The sequence below is a fragment of the Parasphingorhabdus sp. genome, assembly GCF_039968395.1.
Taxonomy (GTDB): Bacteria; Pseudomonadota; Alphaproteobacteria; order Sphingomonadales; family Sphingomonadaceae; genus Parasphingorhabdus.
This window is the reverse complement of the sequence record NZ_JBDVPV010000002.1, coordinates 214,539-232,288: the sequence shown is the minus strand read 5'-3', so window position 1 is coordinate 232,288 and position 17,750 is coordinate 214,539. Positions and strand designations below refer to the sequence as shown.

At 52.1% G+C, this 17,750-nt stretch carries 23 protein-coding genes; 11 read left to right on the top strand and 12 right to left on the bottom strand.

Annotated elements, in window-relative coordinates; translation table 11 throughout:
* Window positions 1–181: 181 nt before the first annotated feature.
* The 6 genes from ABJI30_RS05300 to ABJI30_RS05275 form a co-directional block, all read right to left on the bottom strand.
* Window positions 182–1,141: a ParB/RepB/Spo0J family partition protein gene (locus ABJI30_RS05300; RefSeq protein ID WP_348016141.1), complete on the bottom strand. Its 960-nt coding sequence runs from the start codon at window positions 1,139–1,141 to the stop codon at window positions 182–184.
* A complete protein-coding gene (locus ABJI30_RS05295) occupies window positions 1,141–1,923 on the bottom strand; it encodes a ParA family protein (RefSeq protein WP_348016140.1) in 783 nt (260 codons plus the stop codon). The genes ABJI30_RS05300 and ABJI30_RS05295 overlap by 1 nt, the downstream gene beginning before the upstream one ends.
* Before the next feature lie 40 nt (window positions 1,924–1,963).
* A complete protein-coding gene (gene rsmG, locus ABJI30_RS05290) occupies window positions 1,964–2,581 on the bottom strand; it encodes a 16S rRNA (guanine(527)-N(7))-methyltransferase RsmG (RefSeq protein ID WP_348016139.1) in 618 nt (205 codons plus the stop codon).
* The gene (gene mnmG / locus ABJI30_RS05285; protein ID WP_348016138.1) at window positions 2,578–4,446 is read right to left on the bottom strand and encodes a tRNA uridine-5-carboxymethylaminomethyl(34) synthesis enzyme MnmG; all 1,869 of its coding nucleotides are present in this window, start codon (window positions 4,444–4,446) and stop codon (window positions 2,578–2,580) included. Before mnmG ends, rsmG begins: the two co-directional genes overlap by 4 nt.
* Window positions 4,447–4,539: 93 nt before the next feature.
* Window positions 4,540–5,835, bottom strand: a complete 1,296-nt coding sequence (gene mnmE, locus ABJI30_RS05280; protein WP_348016137.1) for a tRNA uridine-5-carboxymethylaminomethyl(34) synthesis GTPase MnmE — start codon at window positions 5,833–5,835, stop codon at window positions 4,540–4,542.
* A gap of 20 nt (window positions 5,836–5,855) precedes the next feature.
* Window positions 5,856–6,125 (bottom strand): DUF6489 family protein, encoded by a 270-nt coding sequence (locus ABJI30_RS05275; RefSeq protein WP_348016136.1) that lies wholly within the window; start codon window positions 6,123–6,125, stop codon window positions 5,856–5,858.
* A gap of 131 nt (window positions 6,126–6,256) precedes the next feature.
* Here ABJI30_RS05275 and ABJI30_RS05270 point away from each other — a divergent pair, with 131 nt between their 5' ends.
* The gene (locus ABJI30_RS05270) at window positions 6,257–6,955 is read left to right on the top strand and encodes a dienelactone hydrolase family protein (protein WP_348016135.1); all 699 of its coding nucleotides are present in this window, start codon (window positions 6,257–6,259) and stop codon (window positions 6,953–6,955) included.
* Window positions 6,952–7,353: a nuclear transport factor 2 family protein gene (locus tag ABJI30_RS05265; protein WP_348016134.1), complete on the top strand. Its 402-nt coding sequence runs from the start codon at window positions 6,952–6,954 to the stop codon at window positions 7,351–7,353. Before ABJI30_RS05270 ends, ABJI30_RS05265 begins: the two co-directional genes overlap by 4 nt.
* Window position 7,354: 1 nt before the next feature.
* On the opposite strand, the gene ABJI30_RS05260 is transcribed toward ABJI30_RS05265, so the two are convergent.
* From ABJI30_RS05260 to hemE, 6 genes are all read right to left on the bottom strand, one after another.
* The gene (locus tag ABJI30_RS05260) at window positions 7,355–7,537 is read right to left on the bottom strand and encodes a hypothetical protein (RefSeq protein WP_348016133.1); all 183 of its coding nucleotides are present in this window, start codon (window positions 7,535–7,537) and stop codon (window positions 7,355–7,357) included.
* Window positions 7,538–7,835: 298 nt separating this feature from the next.
* Window positions 7,836–8,561, bottom strand: coding sequence for a TerC family protein (locus tag ABJI30_RS05255; protein ID WP_348016132.1), 726 nt, complete (start codon window positions 8,559–8,561; stop codon window positions 7,836–7,838).
* Window positions 8,554–8,853, bottom strand: coding sequence for an antibiotic biosynthesis monooxygenase family protein (locus ABJI30_RS05250; RefSeq protein ID WP_348016131.1), 300 nt, complete (start codon window positions 8,851–8,853; stop codon window positions 8,554–8,556). The genes ABJI30_RS05255 and ABJI30_RS05250 overlap by 8 nt, the downstream gene beginning before the upstream one ends.
* 18 nt (window positions 8,854–8,871) lie before the next feature.
* Window positions 8,872–10,128, bottom strand: coding sequence for a transcription termination factor Rho (rho, locus tag ABJI30_RS05245; protein ID WP_348016130.1), 1,257 nt, complete (start codon window positions 10,126–10,128; stop codon window positions 8,872–8,874).
* A 166-nt stretch (window positions 10,129–10,294) separates the two neighbouring features.
* Window positions 10,295–10,738, bottom strand: coding sequence for a CopD family protein (locus tag ABJI30_RS05240; protein WP_348016129.1), 444 nt, complete (start codon window positions 10,736–10,738; stop codon window positions 10,295–10,297).
* Window positions 10,735–11,769 (bottom strand): uroporphyrinogen decarboxylase, encoded by a 1,035-nt coding sequence (gene hemE, locus ABJI30_RS05235; RefSeq protein ID WP_348016128.1) that lies wholly within the window; start codon window positions 11,767–11,769, stop codon window positions 10,735–10,737. Before hemE ends, ABJI30_RS05240 begins: the two co-directional genes overlap by 4 nt.
* 303 nt (window positions 11,770–12,072) lie before the next feature.
* Here hemE and ABJI30_RS05230 point away from each other — a divergent pair, with 303 nt between their 5' ends.
* The 9 genes from ABJI30_RS05230 (at window position 12,073) to ABJI30_RS05190 (ending at window position 17,738) form a co-directional block, all read left to right on the top strand.
* Window positions 12,073–12,927, top strand: coding sequence for a pyruvate, water dikinase regulatory protein (locus tag ABJI30_RS05230; protein ID WP_348016127.1), 855 nt, complete (start codon window positions 12,073–12,075; stop codon window positions 12,925–12,927).
* A gap of 4 nt (window positions 12,928–12,931) precedes the next feature.
* On the top strand, window positions 12,932–13,525 hold the full coding sequence (locus ABJI30_RS05225; RefSeq protein ID WP_348016660.1) for a nucleoside triphosphate pyrophosphatase: 594 nt from the start codon (window positions 12,932–12,934) through the stop codon (window positions 13,523–13,525).
* Window positions 13,522–14,349 (top strand): shikimate dehydrogenase, encoded by an 828-nt coding sequence (aroE, locus tag ABJI30_RS05220; protein WP_348016126.1) that lies wholly within the window; start codon window positions 13,522–13,524, stop codon window positions 14,347–14,349. The genes ABJI30_RS05225 and aroE overlap by 4 nt, the downstream gene beginning before the upstream one ends.
* A complete protein-coding gene (coaE, locus tag ABJI30_RS05215) occupies window positions 14,346–14,960 on the top strand; it encodes a dephospho-CoA kinase (RefSeq protein WP_348016125.1) in 615 nt (204 codons plus the stop codon). The genes aroE and coaE overlap by 4 nt, the downstream gene beginning before the upstream one ends.
* Before the next feature lie 27 nt (window positions 14,961–14,987).
* Window positions 14,988–15,683 (top strand): DNA polymerase III subunit epsilon, encoded by a 696-nt coding sequence (gene dnaQ, locus ABJI30_RS05210; protein ID WP_348016124.1) that lies wholly within the window; start codon window positions 14,988–14,990, stop codon window positions 15,681–15,683.
* Between the two features lie 47 nt (window positions 15,684–15,730).
* A complete protein-coding gene (gene raiA, locus ABJI30_RS05205) occupies window positions 15,731–16,300 on the top strand; it encodes a ribosome-associated translation inhibitor RaiA (RefSeq protein ID WP_348016123.1) in 570 nt (189 codons plus the stop codon).
* A gap of 131 nt (window positions 16,301–16,431) precedes the next feature.
* Window positions 16,432–16,899 carry a PTS sugar transporter subunit IIA gene (locus ABJI30_RS05200; RefSeq protein ID WP_348016122.1) on the top strand — a complete coding sequence of 156 codons (468 nt, stop codon included), beginning with the start codon at window positions 16,432–16,434 and terminating at the stop codon, window positions 16,897–16,899.
* A 6-nt stretch (window positions 16,900–16,905) separates the two neighbouring features.
* On the top strand, window positions 16,906–17,397 hold the full coding sequence (locus tag ABJI30_RS05195) for a PaaI family thioesterase (protein ID WP_348016121.1): 492 nt from the start codon (window positions 16,906–16,908) through the stop codon (window positions 17,395–17,397).
* Window positions 17,394–17,738, top strand: coding sequence for a DUF1491 family protein (locus ABJI30_RS05190; protein WP_348016120.1), 345 nt, complete (start codon window positions 17,394–17,396; stop codon window positions 17,736–17,738). Before ABJI30_RS05195 ends, ABJI30_RS05190 begins: the two co-directional genes overlap by 4 nt.
* Window positions 17,739–17,750 lie beyond the last annotated feature (12 nt).

The following is a 17,750-nucleotide window of genomic DNA, read 5'->3' as shown; positions in this document are numbered from 1 at the left end:
ACTTACGGTGCATCTGGCCAAACCCACTGGCCAAACGTCGCGATGTGCCAACATTCAAAAATGCTTATGCGGATTAAAGGATAATCTTTTGCTGCCAGCCATGGTTAATTTGAAATTAATTCATGTCACTTGATGCAACTTTTCTGCTTGTCCGGGCAAAGTCGTGCAAGGTTTGTAGCGGTCAGATATGTTCGCCCGTCAAACGCTGGCAAATCAGATCAAGCTGATCAAGATTACTATAGGCAATAGTCATTACGCCCGCGCCTGCATCACCTTGAGACTGGATCGTCACCTTCAGACCGAGCAAATCCCCCAAATGGTTCTCGACCGCTCGAATATCAGCGTCATTCTCGTTCACCGACACAGACGTTTTTCTCGATTTGCGATTGGGCCCACTGAGTGCTTTACGGACCAGCTTTTCAGTATCCCGGACAGATAGTCCCTTTTTTACAATAAGTTGTCCAATTTCTACAGCATCGGGAGCATTGACCAGTGCGCGCGCGTGTCCCATCGTCAATTTTTCATCAGCCACCAGATCACGAACCGGCTCGGGCAGCTCGAGAAGACGGATCAGATTGGCAACATGGCTACGCGATTTGCCGACAAGTTCGGCCAGTCTGGCCTGGCTATGTCCAAATTCGTCCTTCAGGCGGGCGTAGGCCTCAGCCTCTTCTAGCGCATTAAGGTCCCGCCGCTGGACATTTTCCACAATCGCGATCTCAAGCGTTTCGGCATCATTGAAATTGCGGACAATTGCCGGAATGTGATGCAATCGCGCTCTTTGTGCGGCCCGCCACCGACGCTCTCCAGCAACAATCTGAAAATGCTTGCCGTGCGAGCGAACAATAATTGGCTGAATAACACCGCGAGTCCGCATGCTGTCGGAAAGCTCGTCCAGTGCGACGTCGTCAAATCGCTGACGAGGTTGATCGGGGTTAGGGCGAATCTCGGAAATTGAAATGGAACGGAGACCATAGGAGCCCGTATCAACCTCCTCTTCCGAAATCTCCTGTTCGGGATTCAGCGCCAGCGGCTCTTCCCGCTGCATTTCACCGAACAAGGCGTTAAGTCCCCTGCCCAATCCTGTTGCCTTTTTGGCTGATTTTTTGGGCTCTGGCGCCTGTTCATCGCTTTTGGCCATTATGCTGCAACCTTTCGTTCCGGCAAGCGGGTGATGAGCTCCCGCGCCAGATTGATATATGCCTCGGACCCCGTACATTTATAATCATAGATCAGCGCTGGCAGTCCATGGCTCGGAGCTTCGGAAAGACGTACATTTCGGGGGATGACAGTATCAAAAACGACATTGCCCAAACAGGCGCGCACATCATCAGAAACCTGTTCCGTCAACTTGTTGCGGCGATCATACATTGTCAGCACCACACCCATGACCGACAATCCGCGGTTAAAACGAGCACGGATACGCTCTACCGTCTGCAAAAGCTGGCTTAAACCCTCGAGGGCAAAAAATTCGCACTGCAAAGGTACCAGCAGGGATTCGACAGCGACCATGGCATTGAGCGTCAGCAGTCCGAGCGAAGGCGGACAGTCGATCAGGCAAATGTCCCATTGCTCGGCATCCGCAGAATCCAAAGCTTTTTTTAGCCTGTGCGTCCGCTCCTCATACTCAACCAGTTCAACTTCTGCACCAGACAAATCAACGGTTGCGGGTATGATGTCGAGCCCCGGTACACGTGTAGGAATAACACAATCTGCGAGCGAAATATCCGAAAGCAACAGTTCGTAGCTGCTGTGCACGCGATCGTTCTGGTTCAATCCCAAGCCTGTTGAAGCATTGCCCTGGGGATCAAGGTCGATCAAAAGAACCTTCCAACCGCTGGCTGCCAACGCAGTTGCCATGTTTATCGCTGTGGTGGTTTTTCCCACTCCGCCTTTTTGATTGGCAATTGCGATACGGACCATTTTCCTTAAACCCTTACTATGTAACAGAATTCCGGGTTTTTTAGCCAATACCGACCAATATTCCCGCATCCGGATCCGTCAGACTATGTTCCACGTGAAACATTTTTTGTCGTTTTGGTGACAGACTTCTTAATTCCCTTACCGCATTTTTGCCTTTTGGTAAGAGCCAAACCGTCTTTTCTGTGGAAAACCGGTGCGAAAGTGACAAAAGTCGGTCCAGTGGTGCAAAGGCTCTCGCGCTAATCACATCAACCGGAAAACTATCCATTACCTCCAATCGGGATCCTTCCACCTTTGCTTTTTTACCCATATCAAGGGTTCCGCAAACATGCTGCAGAAACGCGATGCGCCGTGCACGGGATTCCACCATATGTACTGTATACGGGCTCAGCAATGCGATGACGATCCCCGGAAATCCAGCTCCTGTGCCGAGATCCAGCCATATACCGCCCCTTTGATCCTTCGGCGCATGTAACAGCAATTGCGCACTATCAACGACATGTCGCACCCAGATATGTTCTGCGCTTGCTTTGGATATCAGATTCTGGCGCTGCATTTCATCGCGAAGCAAATCGAGAAATTTCTCTAGCTTTGCCCAAAGCGCTTCAGATATGTCAAAATTGTCGCGCAGCCAATTCTGCGCCTCTTGCTCCGTCATGCAGCAATATGCTGCATATCGCGGCGACGGGCGTGTACCAATATGGCTGCCAGGGCCGCCGGTGTTATGCCCCTGACCCGGGAAGCCGCCGATAAGGTTTCGGGTTTTGCGGTTTCCAGTCGCTCGACCATCTCATTGGAAAGGCCGGGGATGATGGCATAATCCAGATCATCGCCAAGCCGGATCTGCTCGTTGGCGCGCAGATCTTTCAGTTCGGCTTCCTGACGCTGTAAATAGGGCGCATAACGAGCATCCTCCTCGATTTCCGCAAGCAAGCCGGCATTCTCTACCCCGAGATCGGGCTCCAGCTGTGTTAAAGCTGATATCGTAATGTTGGGGAAGCGCAGCCAGGCGAAAAGAGACTGTCTGGTACCATCCCGGCGCACTTCACAACCAGTTTCAGCGATCGCCTCGCAGCCATATTGGTTGCCAAGTATCTCCATAATTACTGCCCGTTCTGCCTGGCGATCCTCAAACCATTTGGCGCGCTCCAACCCCAAACATCCCAGTTTCGCCGCTACAGGGCCCAGTCTTGTGGAGGCATTATCGGCCCTGAGACGAAGCCGATATTCAGCTCGGGCAGTCAACATCCGGTAAGGTTCTGTCACGCCCTGCAAAACCAGATCGTCAACCATCACAGCCATGTAACTTGTGCCGCGATCAAGCTCTGGCAATGCTTTACCCTGAATGGCACATGCCGCCCCCAACCCTGCAATCAGGCCCTGTGCAGCGGCTTCTTCATAACCCGTAGTTCCGTTTATCTGCCCGGCGCAGTAAAGCCCGTCCAGTTCCCGGACTTTCAAGCTTCGATCAAGTGCCCGTGGATCAATATGGTCATATTCCACCGCATAGCCAGGAACGACGATTTCCGCGTTTTCGAGACCCTGCATCGTACGTACAAATGCTTCCTGAACATCCACCGGCAAGGATGTGCTGATACCGTTTGGATAAACCAGATTGGTGTCCAGACCTTCTGGCTCCAGGAAGACCTGATGGGAATCGCGATCGGCAAAACGATGGATTTTGTCTTCGATCGAAGGACAATATCGCGGCCCCTGTGCGTCAATGGCTCCACTGAACAACGGAGATCTATCAAGAGAAGCGCGTATTATATCGTGAGTCCGGGCACTGGTTCGACTGACGGCACAAAAGACTTGCGGCACTGATCGACGTTCGCTCATCGGCGACATCGTCCAGCATTCGCTGTCAGACGGCTGTTCGGGAAGCTCTGACCAATTGACGGTTCTACCGTCTATCCGCGGCGGTGTTCCCGTCTTCAGGCGCGCGATGGGCAAGCCAGCGTCGCGAATCTGCTGTCCCAGAGAAACCGAGGCGGATTCTCCCGTACGACCGCCTGCAACAGCGTCCTCTCCACGGAACAATTTCCCGTTCAGAAACGTCCCGGTCGCCAAGATAACTGCATCTGCAGAAATCTGATGCTGGTCTGCCAGCTCGATTCCGCTAACGGTTGTGTCGGTCATTGTCAGGGAGGCAACCTCCCCTTCGACAATTGTCAGGTTTTCCTGCTGATCCAGCATTTGGTGGATAGCATTCTTGTATAACGAACGATCCGCCTGCACGCGGGGTCCTTGCACCGCCGCTCCCTTGGACAGATTCAACATCCGATAGTGAATGGCCGCGGCATCTGCCGCTTTGCCTATAAGTCCGTCAAAGGCATCCACCTCGCGAACCAGATGTCCCTTGCCCAATCCCCCAATAGCCGGGTTGCACGACATGGCTCCAATGCTGTCCTTTGTGAAGCTGACCAATGCAGTACGCATGCCCATGCGGGCCGCCACCGCCGCTGCTTCACAGCCGGCATGACCGCCGCCGACAACAATGATATCAAAGTCAGGCCTGTTCATGGCGAAGCCCATAGCCGATGCGCCGTTCGGCGTCAAAATGATCTCGCCCAACTGCGGTGTTCCACGTGGAACAGTTTGCCCGAAAACTCCGGTTCACTTGCCGATACAGAATTTTCCAAACAGCGCGTCGAGCATGTGCTCGGTGCTGGTCCGTCCGGTCAATCCGTCCAGATCGACACGCGCCAGCCGCAACTCCTCGGCAATGATCAGGAAATCACTCTGAGTTGAGGCCGCAAGCAAATGCTCCTCTACAATTTTCAAGTGGCGGGCTTGCCGCTCGTTGAGACTGATGTGACTTCCGTGAGGAATGACATGCTTTGCACGATCAACAAGCATTGCAATCAGTTGATCAATCCCCTCACCTGTGACCGGAGATATCGCAAGAACATCGCGTGATTTTGGAACATGGTCCGGATGATCAGCGCGCGCGCCAATTTCAATCAGATTTTCCGAATCGGGTCCCTGCCCTTCTGCACCCAACCACAAGATCAAGTCTGCCAGGGCAAATTGTTCTTTCGCCAGATCGACGCCAATGCGTTCAATTTTCTCTGCGCCCTCATCCCGAATCCCGGCGGTATCAACAAACAGAAACGGAATGCCTTCAATGGCAATCGGTACCTCGATAACATCGCGCGTTGTTCCGGCAATATCAGATACTATTGCGGCCTGACGATCGACCAGGGCATTGAGCAGAGTCGACTTTCCGCTATTGGGAGGGCCGCCCAGAACAATGCGTACACCGTCCCGCAGCTTTTCACTGCGTGGACGATCGAGGAGTTTCCGCACATCTTGTGCCAGCGCCAAGGTCATGTCCGTTATCCGATCTAGATGGGTAGGAACCACGTCATCTTCGTCCGAAAAATCAAGCTCCGCCTCTACCGCTGCTGAAAGTTGCAGCAACCGGGCTTGCCATTCTTCCACGCGTCGTGAGAGCAAACCACCGGCCGACTGAATTGCCGACCGCCGTTGCCATTCAGTTTCTGCAAAAAGCAGGTCGGAAAGCCCCTCCGCTTCGGCCAGATCAATCCGGCCATTGGCGAATGCCCTGCGGGTAAACTCGCCCGGCACCGCTTTGCGCAGGCCTTTCTGGCGGCCAAGAGTTGTTTCAAGCGCCTGAACCACCGCCCTGCCGCCATGGCAGTGAATTTCCACCAGATCTTCTCCAGTCGCCGTTTCCGGTCCCGTAAATCTGAGAACCAGCGCCATATCGAGCAGTTCCCCGCTATCCGGGTCGCGAATTTCCTTTAGCGCGGCGCGCCGTTCTTCCGGCAACGACCCCGTCAACGCGCGCAGACAATCCGGCGCCCGTGTGCCACTAATCCGGATGATAGCTATGGCTGCCGGAGGTTGCCCGCTGGACAGTGCGTAGATCGTTTCATCAGCGGACATTTTGTTTAACTATTTGATATCTAGTCTTTTTTCTTTGTGGAAGTCGATTTTTTGGCACTGGAAGATCCTCCCATAGCACCGCCGAGGAAGGATGAGAACATCTTGATGCCCGCCTCGCCCATCGGGGCAATTATCTTGGTGAAATTCTGCAGCTGTTCAACCGAACTGGCACCCTGGAGAAATTTGGACAGTTCCTTCACGTAGGTTTCGTTCAATTTGCCCACGTCCGGCAATCCCATCATCCGGCGCGCTTCTTCCGGGGTACAATCCAGTTCTACAGTTACTTTCATTTCAACTTCCTCTGTTTGTCGTTGAAGCGAAGTCCCACCCCCACTGCAACAGATGCTGTTCCACCTTGCCACAACGGGATATGGGGATATTGTACACCAATAATCAAGAGATGATCCAAAGGAGTACAAAAATGGGCGCGATGACACCGATAGATACATTAAGCGGAGATGGCCAATTTCCCTGTTATATCGCCACACCGCAAGGTGATCCAAAAGCCGCGATCATCGTCATTCAGGAGATTTTTGGCGTTAATTCGGGCATAAGAGCGAAATGCGATCACTGGGCCGAGGCCGGCTATCTCGCAATTGCGCCGGATCTGTTCTGGCGGATCAATAGCGGGACCGATCTGGATGCTGATGTTCAGGCGGAATTCGAAACTGCGCTCGATCTGATGGGCAAATTTGATCAGGACCAGGGCATACGCGATATCGAAGCCACCATTCATCGCGCTCGAACTGCTGTAAATGGCGGAAAAGTAGGCTGTGTGGGATATTGTCTGGGCGGCCGACTCGCCTTCATGACGGCAGCCCGCACGGACATAAATGCCTCCGTCGGTTATTATGGCGTGGGAATCGACGGCCTGCTGGGAGAAAAAAACGCGATTGCGCATGATGTCATGCTGCACATTCCCACAGCAGACGGTTTTGTGCCCACCGATGCACAAGCCGCAATGCACGCCGGACTGGACGACCATCCCAAAGTGACATTGCATGACTATGAAGGTCTGGATCACGGCTTCGCAGCCGAATTTGGCGTGCGCAGGGATGAAGCAGCTGCAACCGCTGCAGACGCCCGCACGACCGCATTTTTCAAGGAGCAACTTGCATGAGCACCCAAGACAATCTCAAAGCCTGGCACGCCCGCATGGCGGACAAGAGCGAAGCTGCACTGAGCGCCCAACTGGCCGACGACGCCGTCTTCCACTCCCCTGTTGTGCACACCCCGCAGGCTGGCAAACCGATCGTGATGGCCTATTTGACAGCAGCGGATTCGGTGCTCGGCAATGACAGCTTTCGCTATGTGCGTGAAATTGTCGATGACGGTGCCAATATGGCAATGCTGGAGTTCGAACTCGAGCTGGACGGTATCCACGTCAATGGCGTCGACATCATTGCGTGGAATGATGATGGTTTGATTCAGGATTTTAAGGTGATGGTCCGCCCGTTGAAAGCGATCAACAAGGTCTGGGATCAAATGGGCAAGATGCTGGAGAAGATGAAGGGTTAGCTTATCCGGATTCTTTCGGTTTTCGGGAAAGAAAATATTGGTTGCCGCCCTGCGGATTGACCGGAACCACGAGGATCGATCCAGGAATGAACAGAATATCGGCAATATGAAAGTCGCGATTCATCGCGACCTGAATCGCGACAGATATTGATGCCAAACTCGCCCAGAGGATCAAGAATTTCACTATCGCTTTTCGAAGTCCATAACTGAAATGCGGTTCTCCAAATCCTGGCGATTCTTCGATGATCTGACTTGCTAGTGAATGCTGGAAAATGGGAACAGAAAACCGGAACCCGCCTAAAGCCAATGGAATAACGGATACGCAAGCATGATTATATCCGCCTATGTGAGCGAATATTCCATAGGCATGGAGACGTGACGCAAGAACCATTGCTTCCGAACGCGAATATAGATTCGCGATTGGAAGCATAGTATCAGACATCATATTTCTCTATATAACAATATCTTACAAGATTTTTGAGCTATCCTACCAGCGTCATGACGCCAAGATTGGGATCGACTATTCCGTCGTAAATCATCCGCAGGGCAACCCAGACAATCACCGCCAGGCCAATATAGGCGATCCATTTGTAGCGCTCGATATATTTGGCGATCACATTGGCGGCCAGACCCATTAGCGCGACAGACAGGATCAATCCAACCACGAGAATTCCCGGATGTTCGCGGGCGGCACCCGCTACGCCCAGAACATTGTCAAGGCTCATTGACACGTCAGCTGCGGTTACCGCCCAAACGGCACCCCAGAAGCTTCTCTGGGCCTTCACACCGCTATGTTCATCACCTTCTATCTCTGCCGAACCGGGAGATTCACCCTCATGGAAAATCTCGCGCCAAAAATTCCAGGCGACCCACAACAACAGCAAACCGCCTGCAAAGATCAACCCAACAACCGACAGCAGCAAACTGACGCCCAGTGCAAAGACTATTCTCAGCACCAAAGCTGCGCCAATACCGATCAGGATAACTTTGCGGCGCTGATCAGGCGGCAATCCACCGGCAAGTGCACCAACCACAATCGCGTTGTCCGCTGCAAAAATCAGATCAATCAGGACGACCTGACCGAATGCCGCAAGTGCTGACGGCGTACCAATATTGGCAAAATCATGCTGGATTGCGGCCCAGATCTCGGTGGGTGAACCGAGGCCAATCGGCGCTGCGGCAGAAAATATGGCGAAGAGGTCAATCATCAAATATCGAAGATCCAAAGTAAGTTATGTCCGGCATAGGGTCATAGAATCCATGAAGCAAGGCGCGCCATTGTTGATAATCATCTGATTTGCGAAAACCATCTCTGTGAGAGGCAATCCTGTCCCATTTGACCAATAGCAAATACAGGTCTTCCTGTTCCGCTGCCGACAGGACTTCGATCGATTGAAAACCCGGTTGAGCGGCAATCAGCACCCTCGCCTGTTTCATGACTTTCTCGAACTGCGCTGACTGATCGGGTTTGATCCGGAGCAGCGCATGTTCGACTATCATATTGATTGCAAACCTGATTTACTGATTCATGCTGTCGAAGAAATCGTCGTTGGCTTTGCTGTCCTTCATCTTGTCGAGCAGGAATTCCATCGCGTCGATGGTACCCATTTGCATAAGAATCCGGCGCAGCACCCACATTTTCTTCAGCTTGTCATCCTCGACCAGTAATTCTTCTTTGCGCGTTCCGGATTTGCCAACATCAAGTGCCGGGAAGATCCGTTTGTCGGCAACTTTGCGATCGAGAACGATTTCAGAGTTACCCGTGCCTTTGAATTCCTCAAAGATGACTTCATCCATGCGGCTGCCGGTATCAATCAGCGCGGTTGCGATGATGGACAAAGATCCGCCTTCTTCAATGTTACGCGCTGCACCAAAAAAGCGTTTTGGACGTTGCAGGGCGTTGGCGTCAACACCGCCGGTCAGCACCTTGCCAGAGCTTGGGACGACGGTGTTATAGGCGCGACCAAGACGCGTGATCGAATCGAGAAGAATGACAACGTCATGCTTGTGTTCAACCAGCCGCTTCGCTTTTTCAATAACCATTTCAGCAACTTGAACGTGGCGCGTCGCGGGTTCGTCAAAAGTTGAACTGATGACTTCGCCTTTCACCGAGCGCTGCATGTCGGTTACTTCTTCCGGACGCTCGTCGATCAGCAGAACAAGCAGATAGACTTCCGGATGATTATCCGTGATCGCTTTGGCAATGTTCTGAAGCAAAACCGTTTTACCGGTGCGCGGAGGAGCCACGATCAAGGCACGCTGGCCTTTACCTTGCGGCGAGATAATATCGATCACCCGCGCAGATTTGTCTTTCACCGTGGGATCCGTGCTGTCGAGCGTCAACTTTTCATCGGGATAAAGCGGTGTCAGATTATCAAAATTGACCCGGTGGCGCACCGCATCCGGCTCGTCAAAGTTGATGGCCGTCAGCTTGGTCAGCGCAAAATATCGCTCACCGTCTCGCGGCGCCCGAATCTCACCTTCGACAGTATCACCGGTCCGCAAACCAAATTTCCGAACCTGGTTCGGAGAAACATAGATATCGTCAGGACCAGCGAGGTAGTTGGCTTCGGGCGAGCGCAAAAAGCCAAAGCCGTCGGGCAAGACTTCAATTGTGCCCAGACCCATGATCTGTTCGTCATTGTCCGCGAGTTCCTTGAGGATCGCGAACATCAAATCCTGTTTGCGCAATGTCGATGCGCCTTCGACGCCCAGCTCTTCGGCCATGGAGACCAGATCGGCAGGCGACTTTTCTTTCAATTCTTTTAAATGCATGGAAATTTATCCAGATAATATAGGAGGTTATATATGTTCTTGCATGTGCGCGGCGTGTCGCCGTCATCTATTCACATGGAAATTCGCCCGGACGGGCTTTGGCTGTCAATTACGCCTTTGCCGCAAGGGTGTCAACCGGAACACAGGTTCTGTCCCGATGCTCGGCTCAGAACGGTTTGACGACCGCAAGTATGACAATGACGGCAGCAGATATCCCTGGAACCTCATTGACCAGACGCAGTTTCTTGTCGGTCATGGTCCGTTCTCCGCGCGCCAGCTTTTTAACATAGCCCATCATCCAGCCATGATAGCCGGTCAGTGCGACAACGACGAGCAATTTGGCATGAAACCAGCCTTCGCCAAAAACAGATGCAGTGTAAGCAAGAAGCAGACCCAGCACCCAGACAATGATCAGGGAAGGATTGAGAATGATCTTGCGCAGCTTCGATTCACGTTCAATCCATTTGCCATCTTCCTCTGATCCGACGGAACTTTCCTGATGATAGACGAAAAATCGCGGCATCATGAACAATCCCGCCATCCAGAAGATGACAAAAATCAGATGAGCGGATTTCAACCAGAGATACAGCATGGACAGATATTCACTCATTTCCTGACAAGTGTAAGAAGCTTTTCAACATGTTCAATGGGGGTATCCGGCAATATCCCGTGACCAAGATTGAAGACATGTGGCCGGTCCTCGAACGTCCGCAGGATATGGCTTGCGGATTTTTCAAGGGCTTCGCCGCCGGCAATCAAGGCCAGCGGGTCCAGATTTCCCTGTACGGGAATATCTTTCGGCAGATTCTTGTCGGCCAGCACGGGGTTTATGGTTTCATCAAGGCCGATCGCGTCGGCCCCGGTTTCCCGGGCATAGGCAGGGAGCTTGTCGCCAGCGCCTTTTGGAAAGCCAATGACCGGTACATCCGGACATTTTGATTTGATATGGGATATAATTGCCGCATTGGGAGCAATCACCCATTTTTCGAATTGCGCGGGAGAGAGTGATCCCGACCAGCTGTCAAACAATTGAATGGCTTCCACTCCCGCCGCAATCTGACCGAGCAGATATTCAACCGTATTTTCGACAATCGCATTAATCAGCTCGGAAAACGCAGCCTCATCCTGATAGGCATAACGACGGGTCACAGCATGATCCTTGCTGCCCTGCCCGTGCGTCATGTAAGTCGAGACGGTCCAGGGACTGCCTGCAAAGCCCATGAAGGTTGTTTCGTCATTCAACTGAGAAGCCACATTGCGAATGGTGGTGTAAATGGCCTCAAAATGCTCCGGAGCTGCCTCCAGAGACGACAAAGCGGCATCGACCAGCCTGGGTGACAGACGCGGTCCTTCTCCGGTCTCAAACCAGAGTTTCTGACCCATCGCATGAGGGACAATCAAAATGTCAGAAAACAGGATGGCACCATCAAAGCCATATCTTCTCACAGGCTGCATGGTGACCTCGGCTGCAGCTTCCGGATCATAGCAAAGTTCCAGAAAACCACCCTTCCGGGCCCTTAAATCGCGATATTCTGGCAAATGCCTACCGGCCTGCCGCATGAGCCAGACCGGCGTTTTATCCGTTTTTCTGCCCCGCAATGTCTGAAGGAGAAGTTTTTGGCTGTCACTTTGTTCAGGCATAAAAGCTGCTTGGTCCAATATAATATATAAGTATTATTATAGAATCTTGTTGATGATGATTAACGGTGGAAAGGAGCGATAAAGAGAGTTTGTCTGGTTTACAAACAGATTGACAGAATGATGTTAACCAAAAATTTACCGATTCCCGAATTTGCTCCCCGCTATCCACAACATGTGGATGATATTTTCAAAACTTGAAGGCTTGTGGATGAAATGACTCATAACGGGCATGATATCAAAGCCGTCACTCATCCCCATATTCATCCCTTGCTTTATCCCCAATGAAATCACAGGGTTCCTGTCATGAATCGTCTTCATCTCCACATGCTGTCCGACTCCACTGGCGAGACACTTGAAAATATTGCAAAAGCCGCGCTGGCGCAATTTGATGGCGTCGAAATCATCAAGCACTTCTGGCCGATGGTCCGTTCGGAAGTCCATCTGAATCGTATTTTGAGGGAAGTTGCCGAAAATCCGGGCCTGGTTATCTTCACGCTGGTCAATCGCGACATTCGTGCGCGGCTGGAACGCGAATGCCGCCATCTCGGCCTGCCCGTCGTTCCTGCTCTGGACGCTGTCACGGATGCTCTTTCCAACATGCTGGGTCAGGAAGCCAAAGCCCGGCCCGGACGACAGCATATTCTCGATGCGGCCTATTTTGAGCGTGTTGAAGCGATACAGTTCACCATCGCCCATGATGACGGGATCGGATGGGAGAATTGGGAAGAAGCGGATATCATATTGGCGGGTGTATCCAGAACTTCCAAAACGCCGACATCCATCTATCTCGCGAACCGGGGATACAAGACCGCCAATATTCCGATTGTCCCGGAATCTCCGCCTCCAGATACGCTCTATCATTTGAAAAACCCTATGGTTGTTGGTCTTATTACCGGTGCAAGCAGGCTGGTTCAAGTTCGACGCAACCGTCTTTTGTCACTGAATCAGGCGCCCGAAACAGATTATGTGGACGAAGAAAAGGTCAAGGAAGAAACCCAATATGCACGCCGGATGTTTGCCGATAATGGCTGGCCGATGATCGACGTGACACGGCGGTCAATTGAAGAGTCCGCAGCAGCGATCATCAATTTTTACAATGAACGACATGCTGATTCCCAAACTGGCGCTGGTGGTGATGAAACCGATGCAAATAGCTGATCCCATGCTGATACTGGCATCGCGGAGCAAGGCCCGCCGGGCGATGCTCGAGGCTGCCGGCGTGATGGTCGAGGCTCTGGCACCTAATGTCGATGAGGATGCGCTCAAAGAGGGTCTGAAAGCAGAGGGAGTTACCGCACGCAATCTTGCTGATGCGCTGGCAGAAGCAAAAGCTGTGCGCCTGTCGTCGCGTATTGGACCCGCCATGGTTCTGGGTGGTGATCAGGTACTGGCACTGGAAGATGGCACCATGCTGGACAAACCGGTTGATCGGGATCAGGCGCGAATTCAGCTGCAACAATTGTCCGGCAAAAAACACAAATTGTTTAGTGCGGCGGTAATCGCCGAACAAGGTACCGCGATCTGGCGACATGTCGATATTGCGACATTGACTGTCCGATCATTGTCGCCGGAATTTATTGCAGCCTATGTGGAAACCGAATGGGAAAATATTCGCCACTGTGTCGGTTGTTACGAGATTGAAGGACGCGGCGCGCAGCTTTTTTCGGATATCAAGGGCAGTCAGTTCACTATAATGGGACTTCCATTGCTCCATTTGCTTGACTATTTGCGGATAAAAGGCGTCATGACTTCATGAACGAAGCTAACCCCCTCGCACCCTATGCGGAAGTCATCGGCGACCCGATCGCACAAAGCAAATCGCCGATAATTCACAATTTCTGGCTGGAGAAGCTGGGAATCGAGGCCACGTACCGCGCGTGCCATGTGACGCCGAAGGCATTGCCGGAATATCTCACGAAGCGCCGAAATGATAAAAACTGGCGCGGATGCAATGTGACATTGCCCCACAAGCTCGCGGTTATGGATCTTGTGGAAGATCCGGGCGGGTTAAAACAATCGATCGGCGCGATGAACACGATATCCAGGACAGATGATGGCAACCTGTTCGGCACTAATACGGATGCCGGCGGGTTTCTGTCTCCGATTTCGGATCTGCCTTTGGAGAAACAGGAGGTTGTCGTTATCGGAGCCGGTGGTGCCGCAAGAGCTGTCCTGTTCGCCTTGTCCAGATTGAATGTTGGTTCGGTAACAATCGTGAATCGCAATGTCTTGAAAGCCTCGGCCCTTTTGGCGCATTTTGGCCTTAAGGGGCGCGCCATTGAACATGGAGCGCCGCTGCCGCCTGCGGCATTGCTCGTCAATGCCAGCGCTTTGGGTATGGCCGGCCAGGAGCCCCTCACCATCGACCTTGATGGATTGCCGGATCACGCGCTGATATATGATCTTGTTTACTCGCCGCTCAAGACCGATTTGCTGCGTGCGGCTGAAAACAGGAATCTCGACAGCATGGACGGGCTTGCGATGCTGATCGGTCAGGCGGCTCTGGCTTTTGAAATTTTCTTCGGCGCCACGCCGCCGATCGAGCATGACGACGAACTTCAGGCATTGTTGGTGACATGACAAAAAGGAACCCGGGAAAACCTCTGATTATCGGATTGACGGGATCAATCGGTATGGGAAAATCAACCGTAGCCCAGATGTTTGCAGATGAAGGTGTCCCGCTGTTCGATGCCGATGCAGCCGTGCATGTTCTTCAGGGACCGGGAGGGTCGCTGGTTGTCGAAATTGAGGAGCTTTTTCCCGGAACAACGAGCGCTGCTGGCGTGGACAGGCAGAAACTGGGTGCGGCGGTACTCGGCGATCCGCAGGCGTTGCAAAGGCTGGAACAATTGATTCATCCTGCAGTGGGCAAAATGCGGATGGAATTCCTGGCCGACAATCAGAATGCAGCCATGGTCCTGTTCGATATCCCGTTATTGTTCGAGAAATCGGGCACGGCAGCCATCGACCATATCGTCGTCGTTTCTGCCTCTGAAGATGATCAAAGACGGCGCGTTCTTGACCGTCCTGGCATGACGGTGGACAAATTCGAAAAGATCAAAGCGCTGCAAATGCCAGACGCCGAGAAGCGCAAACAGGCTGATTCAGTGATCGACACATCCGCTTCACTTGAGGAAACAAGACAACAAGTGCAAATTTGTGTGCAAAAACTGAAAGCAGACCTTGCGTAAACCAAACTTCCGTCCGATATTGGATTCATGCGGGAAATAATATTCGACACGGAAACTACCGGCTTCGACCCTCAATCAGGCGACCGGATGGTAGAGATCGGCTGTATCGAAATGATTGACCGGGTCGAAACGGGCAATAATTTTCACTGCTATTATAATCCCCAGCGACCGATGCCCAAATCTGCTGAAGAAGTGCATGGGCTGAGCGATGTTTTTCTGTCCGATAAAATGTTGTTTGCCGACGGTGCCGACGACTTGCTTGAATTTCTTGGGGATGCCAATCTGGTTGCCCATAATGCCCAGTTTGACTTCAATTTTCTCAATGCAGAGATGAGATTATGCGGGCGCAAGGAAATTTCCCAGTTCCGGATGATAGATACGCTCGCAATAGCGAAAGTGAAGCACCCTGGCGCGAAATTGTCACTGGATGCGCTGTGTAGCCGATATGGCATCGATCGCAGCCACCGGGTTAAACATGGCGCTTTGCTTGATGCCGAATTGCTGACGCAGCTTTACATTGAACTGACAGGCGGACGTCAGATCGGACTGGGCCTTGCAGAAGACAAGTCAGCTTCCGCGGACAGTGGGTCGGTATCGCCGGATCGCAACAGCGAGAATCGGGAGTTTATTCCGCCGCGACCGCATCACGCAACGGAAGAGGAACTGGCAAGCCATTCTGCCTTTTTGGAAGATATTAAAGACCCGCTTTGGGCGAAAATGTGAGAATATCCGCCTTGGCGGACTTGGAATTGCAGGAACGGAGATAAAATATGGAAATTCGTGTTTCAGGACATCAGGTTGATACAGGCGATGCATTGCAGGGCCATGTGGAAGATAGAATGAATGCGATTGCCGACAAATATTTTCCCAAGGCGATTTCCGGGCATGCGACATTTGGCAAGGCGCCTCATGGCCATTTTCAATGCGATATCGTGTCCCAGATCATGAAGGGCCTGATGTTGAAATCGGAAGCACAGGCCGCAGACGCACATCAGGCGTTTGAAAAGGCAGCTGACAAAATAGAAAAGCAGCTCAGGAGATATATGCGGCGACTGAACGACCACCATGTTCAGGCGCAATATGCGGCGAAACAGGATGATGCGGCCTACCGTGTCTTTGATATCGATGATGAGGACGAAGTTGACGAGGTTTCCGAAGCTCCGCCAATTGTCGCAGAAACCAGCACGGATATTCCCGAAGCAAGTGTTTCCAACGCGGTGATGATGATGGATTTGCGCAACACCAGCGCATTGCTGTTCAAAAATGCTGGTACTGGTGCACATAATATGGTTTACCGCCGTCCCGATGGCACCATCGGCTGGGTGGAACCCCACGGCTAGCCGTCTTTTTGCGCAGATTCTTGATCTCCGCAACGAGGATTCGGGGCCGAATATTTGTAATGTAAGGCGCGGTCAAACGTGTTTTGGACAGCAGGAAAGCTGCTGTGTCGTTTGGCCTTGAAGGATTTGATATGAGTGTATTGAGCGTCCGGATTGTTTCCGGGGCTGTGGCTGTGAAGCCAACAGGTGCGTCAAAAGATGAAATTTTCTCGTTTCTGGCGGATATGGCTGTTGGTTCCTATGGCCTGGAAAAGAACATGGTCGTGGAGCGATTGACCCAGCGCGAAGCGCTTGGTTCCACTGGCTTTGGCGGTGCGGTGGCTATCCCTCACGCTAAGATTGACGGGCTGGAAAAATGTGTCGGGCTTTTTGTCCGGCTGGAAAATCCGATGTCATTTGATGCGCATGATGCGCAACCCGTAGATCTCGTCTTCTGCTTGTTGTCACCGGTTCAAGGAGGCGCAGATCACCTCAAGGCTCTTGCGGAAATCTCGAGATTTCTGAGAGATGATGATGCGGTCGGAAAATTGCGCGGAGCGAATAGCGCCGATGCTCTATACGTGCTGCTCACCGGTCTGCGCGAGCAACGGGCTGCATAGCTGAAAATGTCCGATAAAGACAATCTTCCGGGAGCTGAAGCCCAAAGTGATGAAGCTCCAAAAGAGCATTTTCTGGCACTCGAACGATTATACAAAAACGCGCCCATCAATCAGTTGTTTGAGTCCAGCCTTGAGATAGTTGAACGGGGTTTCGCGCGCATAACTTTTGAAATCGACGAGAAATATTATCATGCGGCCGGGGCAGCGCATGGCACAAGCTATTTCAAAATGCTTGATGATGCCGCTTTTTATGCAGCAAACAGCCTGGTTTCCGACAGGTTCCTGCTCACGACAGCGTTCAATTTACTGTTCACGCGACCGGTCAAATCCGGGATTGTGACAGCAGAAGGACGCTGGGTAAGCGGCAAAAGGCGTGTTTTCGTAGCTGATTCACGACTGATTGACGCGGAAGGCGAAGAAATTGCGCGGGGAACCGGGACTTTCATGCGATCGCATATCCCTCTGTCCGGATTGCCTGGTTATCAGGACAATTCATGATTGAACCGCGTCTTTCTGCGGAAATCATGGTGCAATCCCTGATTCGCAGGATTAACCAGGAAGGGGGATTTGGGACGGTCATTCATCGCGGCGATCGCATATCCGGTTCCATATTGATTCTTTGTCTTGAGAACGGCCAAAACCTTAAGGTTCTGGAGAGAATGCCGAGCCTTGAAGGGCCATCGGATTGGCAACAGATATGGCCACAAGATACTGATAATAAAGATAAAATAGAAGATTATCTTGCCAGAAGACGTCAATTTGATCCCGATATTTGGTTAATTGAACTGGACATCCCGGATGCCGAACGGCTCATCGCTGAAATCACCTCCGGGACTTGACTTTGTTGCAGT

Coding starts and splice junctions, on each gene's coding strand:
- ABJI30_RS05300 (WP_348016141.1), bottom strand. CDS start 1,141: ATGGCCAAAAGCGATGAACAGGCGCCAGAGCCCAAAAAATCAGCCAAA.
- ABJI30_RS05295 (WP_348016140.1), bottom strand. CDS start 1,923: ATGGTCCGTATCGCAATTGCCAATCAAAAAGGCGGAGTGGGAAAAACC.
- rsmG (WP_348016139.1), bottom strand. CDS start 2,581: ATGACGGAGCAAGAGGCGCAGAATTGGCTGCGCGACAATTTTGACATA.
- mnmG (WP_348016138.1), bottom strand. CDS start 4,446: ATGAACAGGCCTGACTTTGATATCATTGTTGTCGGCGGCGGTCATGCC.
- mnmE (WP_348016137.1), bottom strand. CDS start 5,835: ATGTCCGCTGATGAAACGATCTACGCACTGTCCAGCGGGCAACCTCCG.
- ABJI30_RS05275 (WP_348016136.1), bottom strand. CDS start 6,125: ATGAAAGTAACTGTAGAACTGGATTGTACCCCGGAAGAAGCGCGCCGG.
- ABJI30_RS05270 (WP_348016135.1), top strand. CDS start 6,257: ATGGGCGCGATGACACCGATAGATACATTAAGCGGAGATGGCCAATTT.
- ABJI30_RS05265 (WP_348016134.1), top strand. CDS start 6,952: ATGAGCACCCAAGACAATCTCAAAGCCTGGCACGCCCGCATGGCGGAC.
- ABJI30_RS05255 (WP_348016132.1), bottom strand. CDS start 8,561: ATGATTGACCTCTTCGCCATATTTTCTGCCGCAGCGCCGATTGGCCTC.
- ABJI30_RS05250 (WP_348016131.1), bottom strand. CDS start 8,853: ATGATAGTCGAACATGCGCTGCTCCGGATCAAACCCGATCAGTCAGCG.
- rho (WP_348016130.1), bottom strand. CDS start 10,128: ATGCATTTAAAAGAATTGAAAGAAAAGTCGCCTGCCGATCTGGTCTCC.
- ABJI30_RS05240 (WP_348016129.1), bottom strand. CDS start 10,738: ATGAGTGAATATCTGTCCATGCTGTATCTCTGGTTGAAATCCGCTCAT.
- hemE (WP_348016128.1), bottom strand. CDS start 11,769: ATGCCTGAACAAAGTGACAGCCAAAAACTTCTCCTTCAGACATTGCGG.
- ABJI30_RS05230 (WP_348016127.1), top strand. CDS start 12,073: ATGAATCGTCTTCATCTCCACATGCTGTCCGACTCCACTGGCGAGACA.
- ABJI30_RS05225 (WP_348016660.1), top strand. CDS start 12,932: ATGCTGATACTGGCATCGCGGAGCAAGGCCCGCCGGGCGATGCTCGAG.
- aroE (WP_348016126.1), top strand. CDS start 13,522: ATGAACGAAGCTAACCCCCTCGCACCCTATGCGGAAGTCATCGGCGAC.
- coaE (WP_348016125.1), top strand. CDS start 14,346: ATGACAAAAAGGAACCCGGGAAAACCTCTGATTATCGGATTGACGGGA.
- dnaQ (WP_348016124.1), top strand. CDS start 14,988: ATGCGGGAAATAATATTCGACACGGAAACTACCGGCTTCGACCCTCAA.
- raiA (WP_348016123.1), top strand. CDS start 15,731: ATGGAAATTCGTGTTTCAGGACATCAGGTTGATACAGGCGATGCATTG.
- ABJI30_RS05200 (WP_348016122.1), top strand. CDS start 16,432: ATGAGTGTATTGAGCGTCCGGATTGTTTCCGGGGCTGTGGCTGTGAAG.
- ABJI30_RS05195 (WP_348016121.1), top strand. CDS start 16,906: ATGTCCGATAAAGACAATCTTCCGGGAGCTGAAGCCCAAAGTGATGAA.
- ABJI30_RS05190 (WP_348016120.1), top strand. CDS start 17,394: ATGATTGAACCGCGTCTTTCTGCGGAAATCATGGTGCAATCCCTGATT.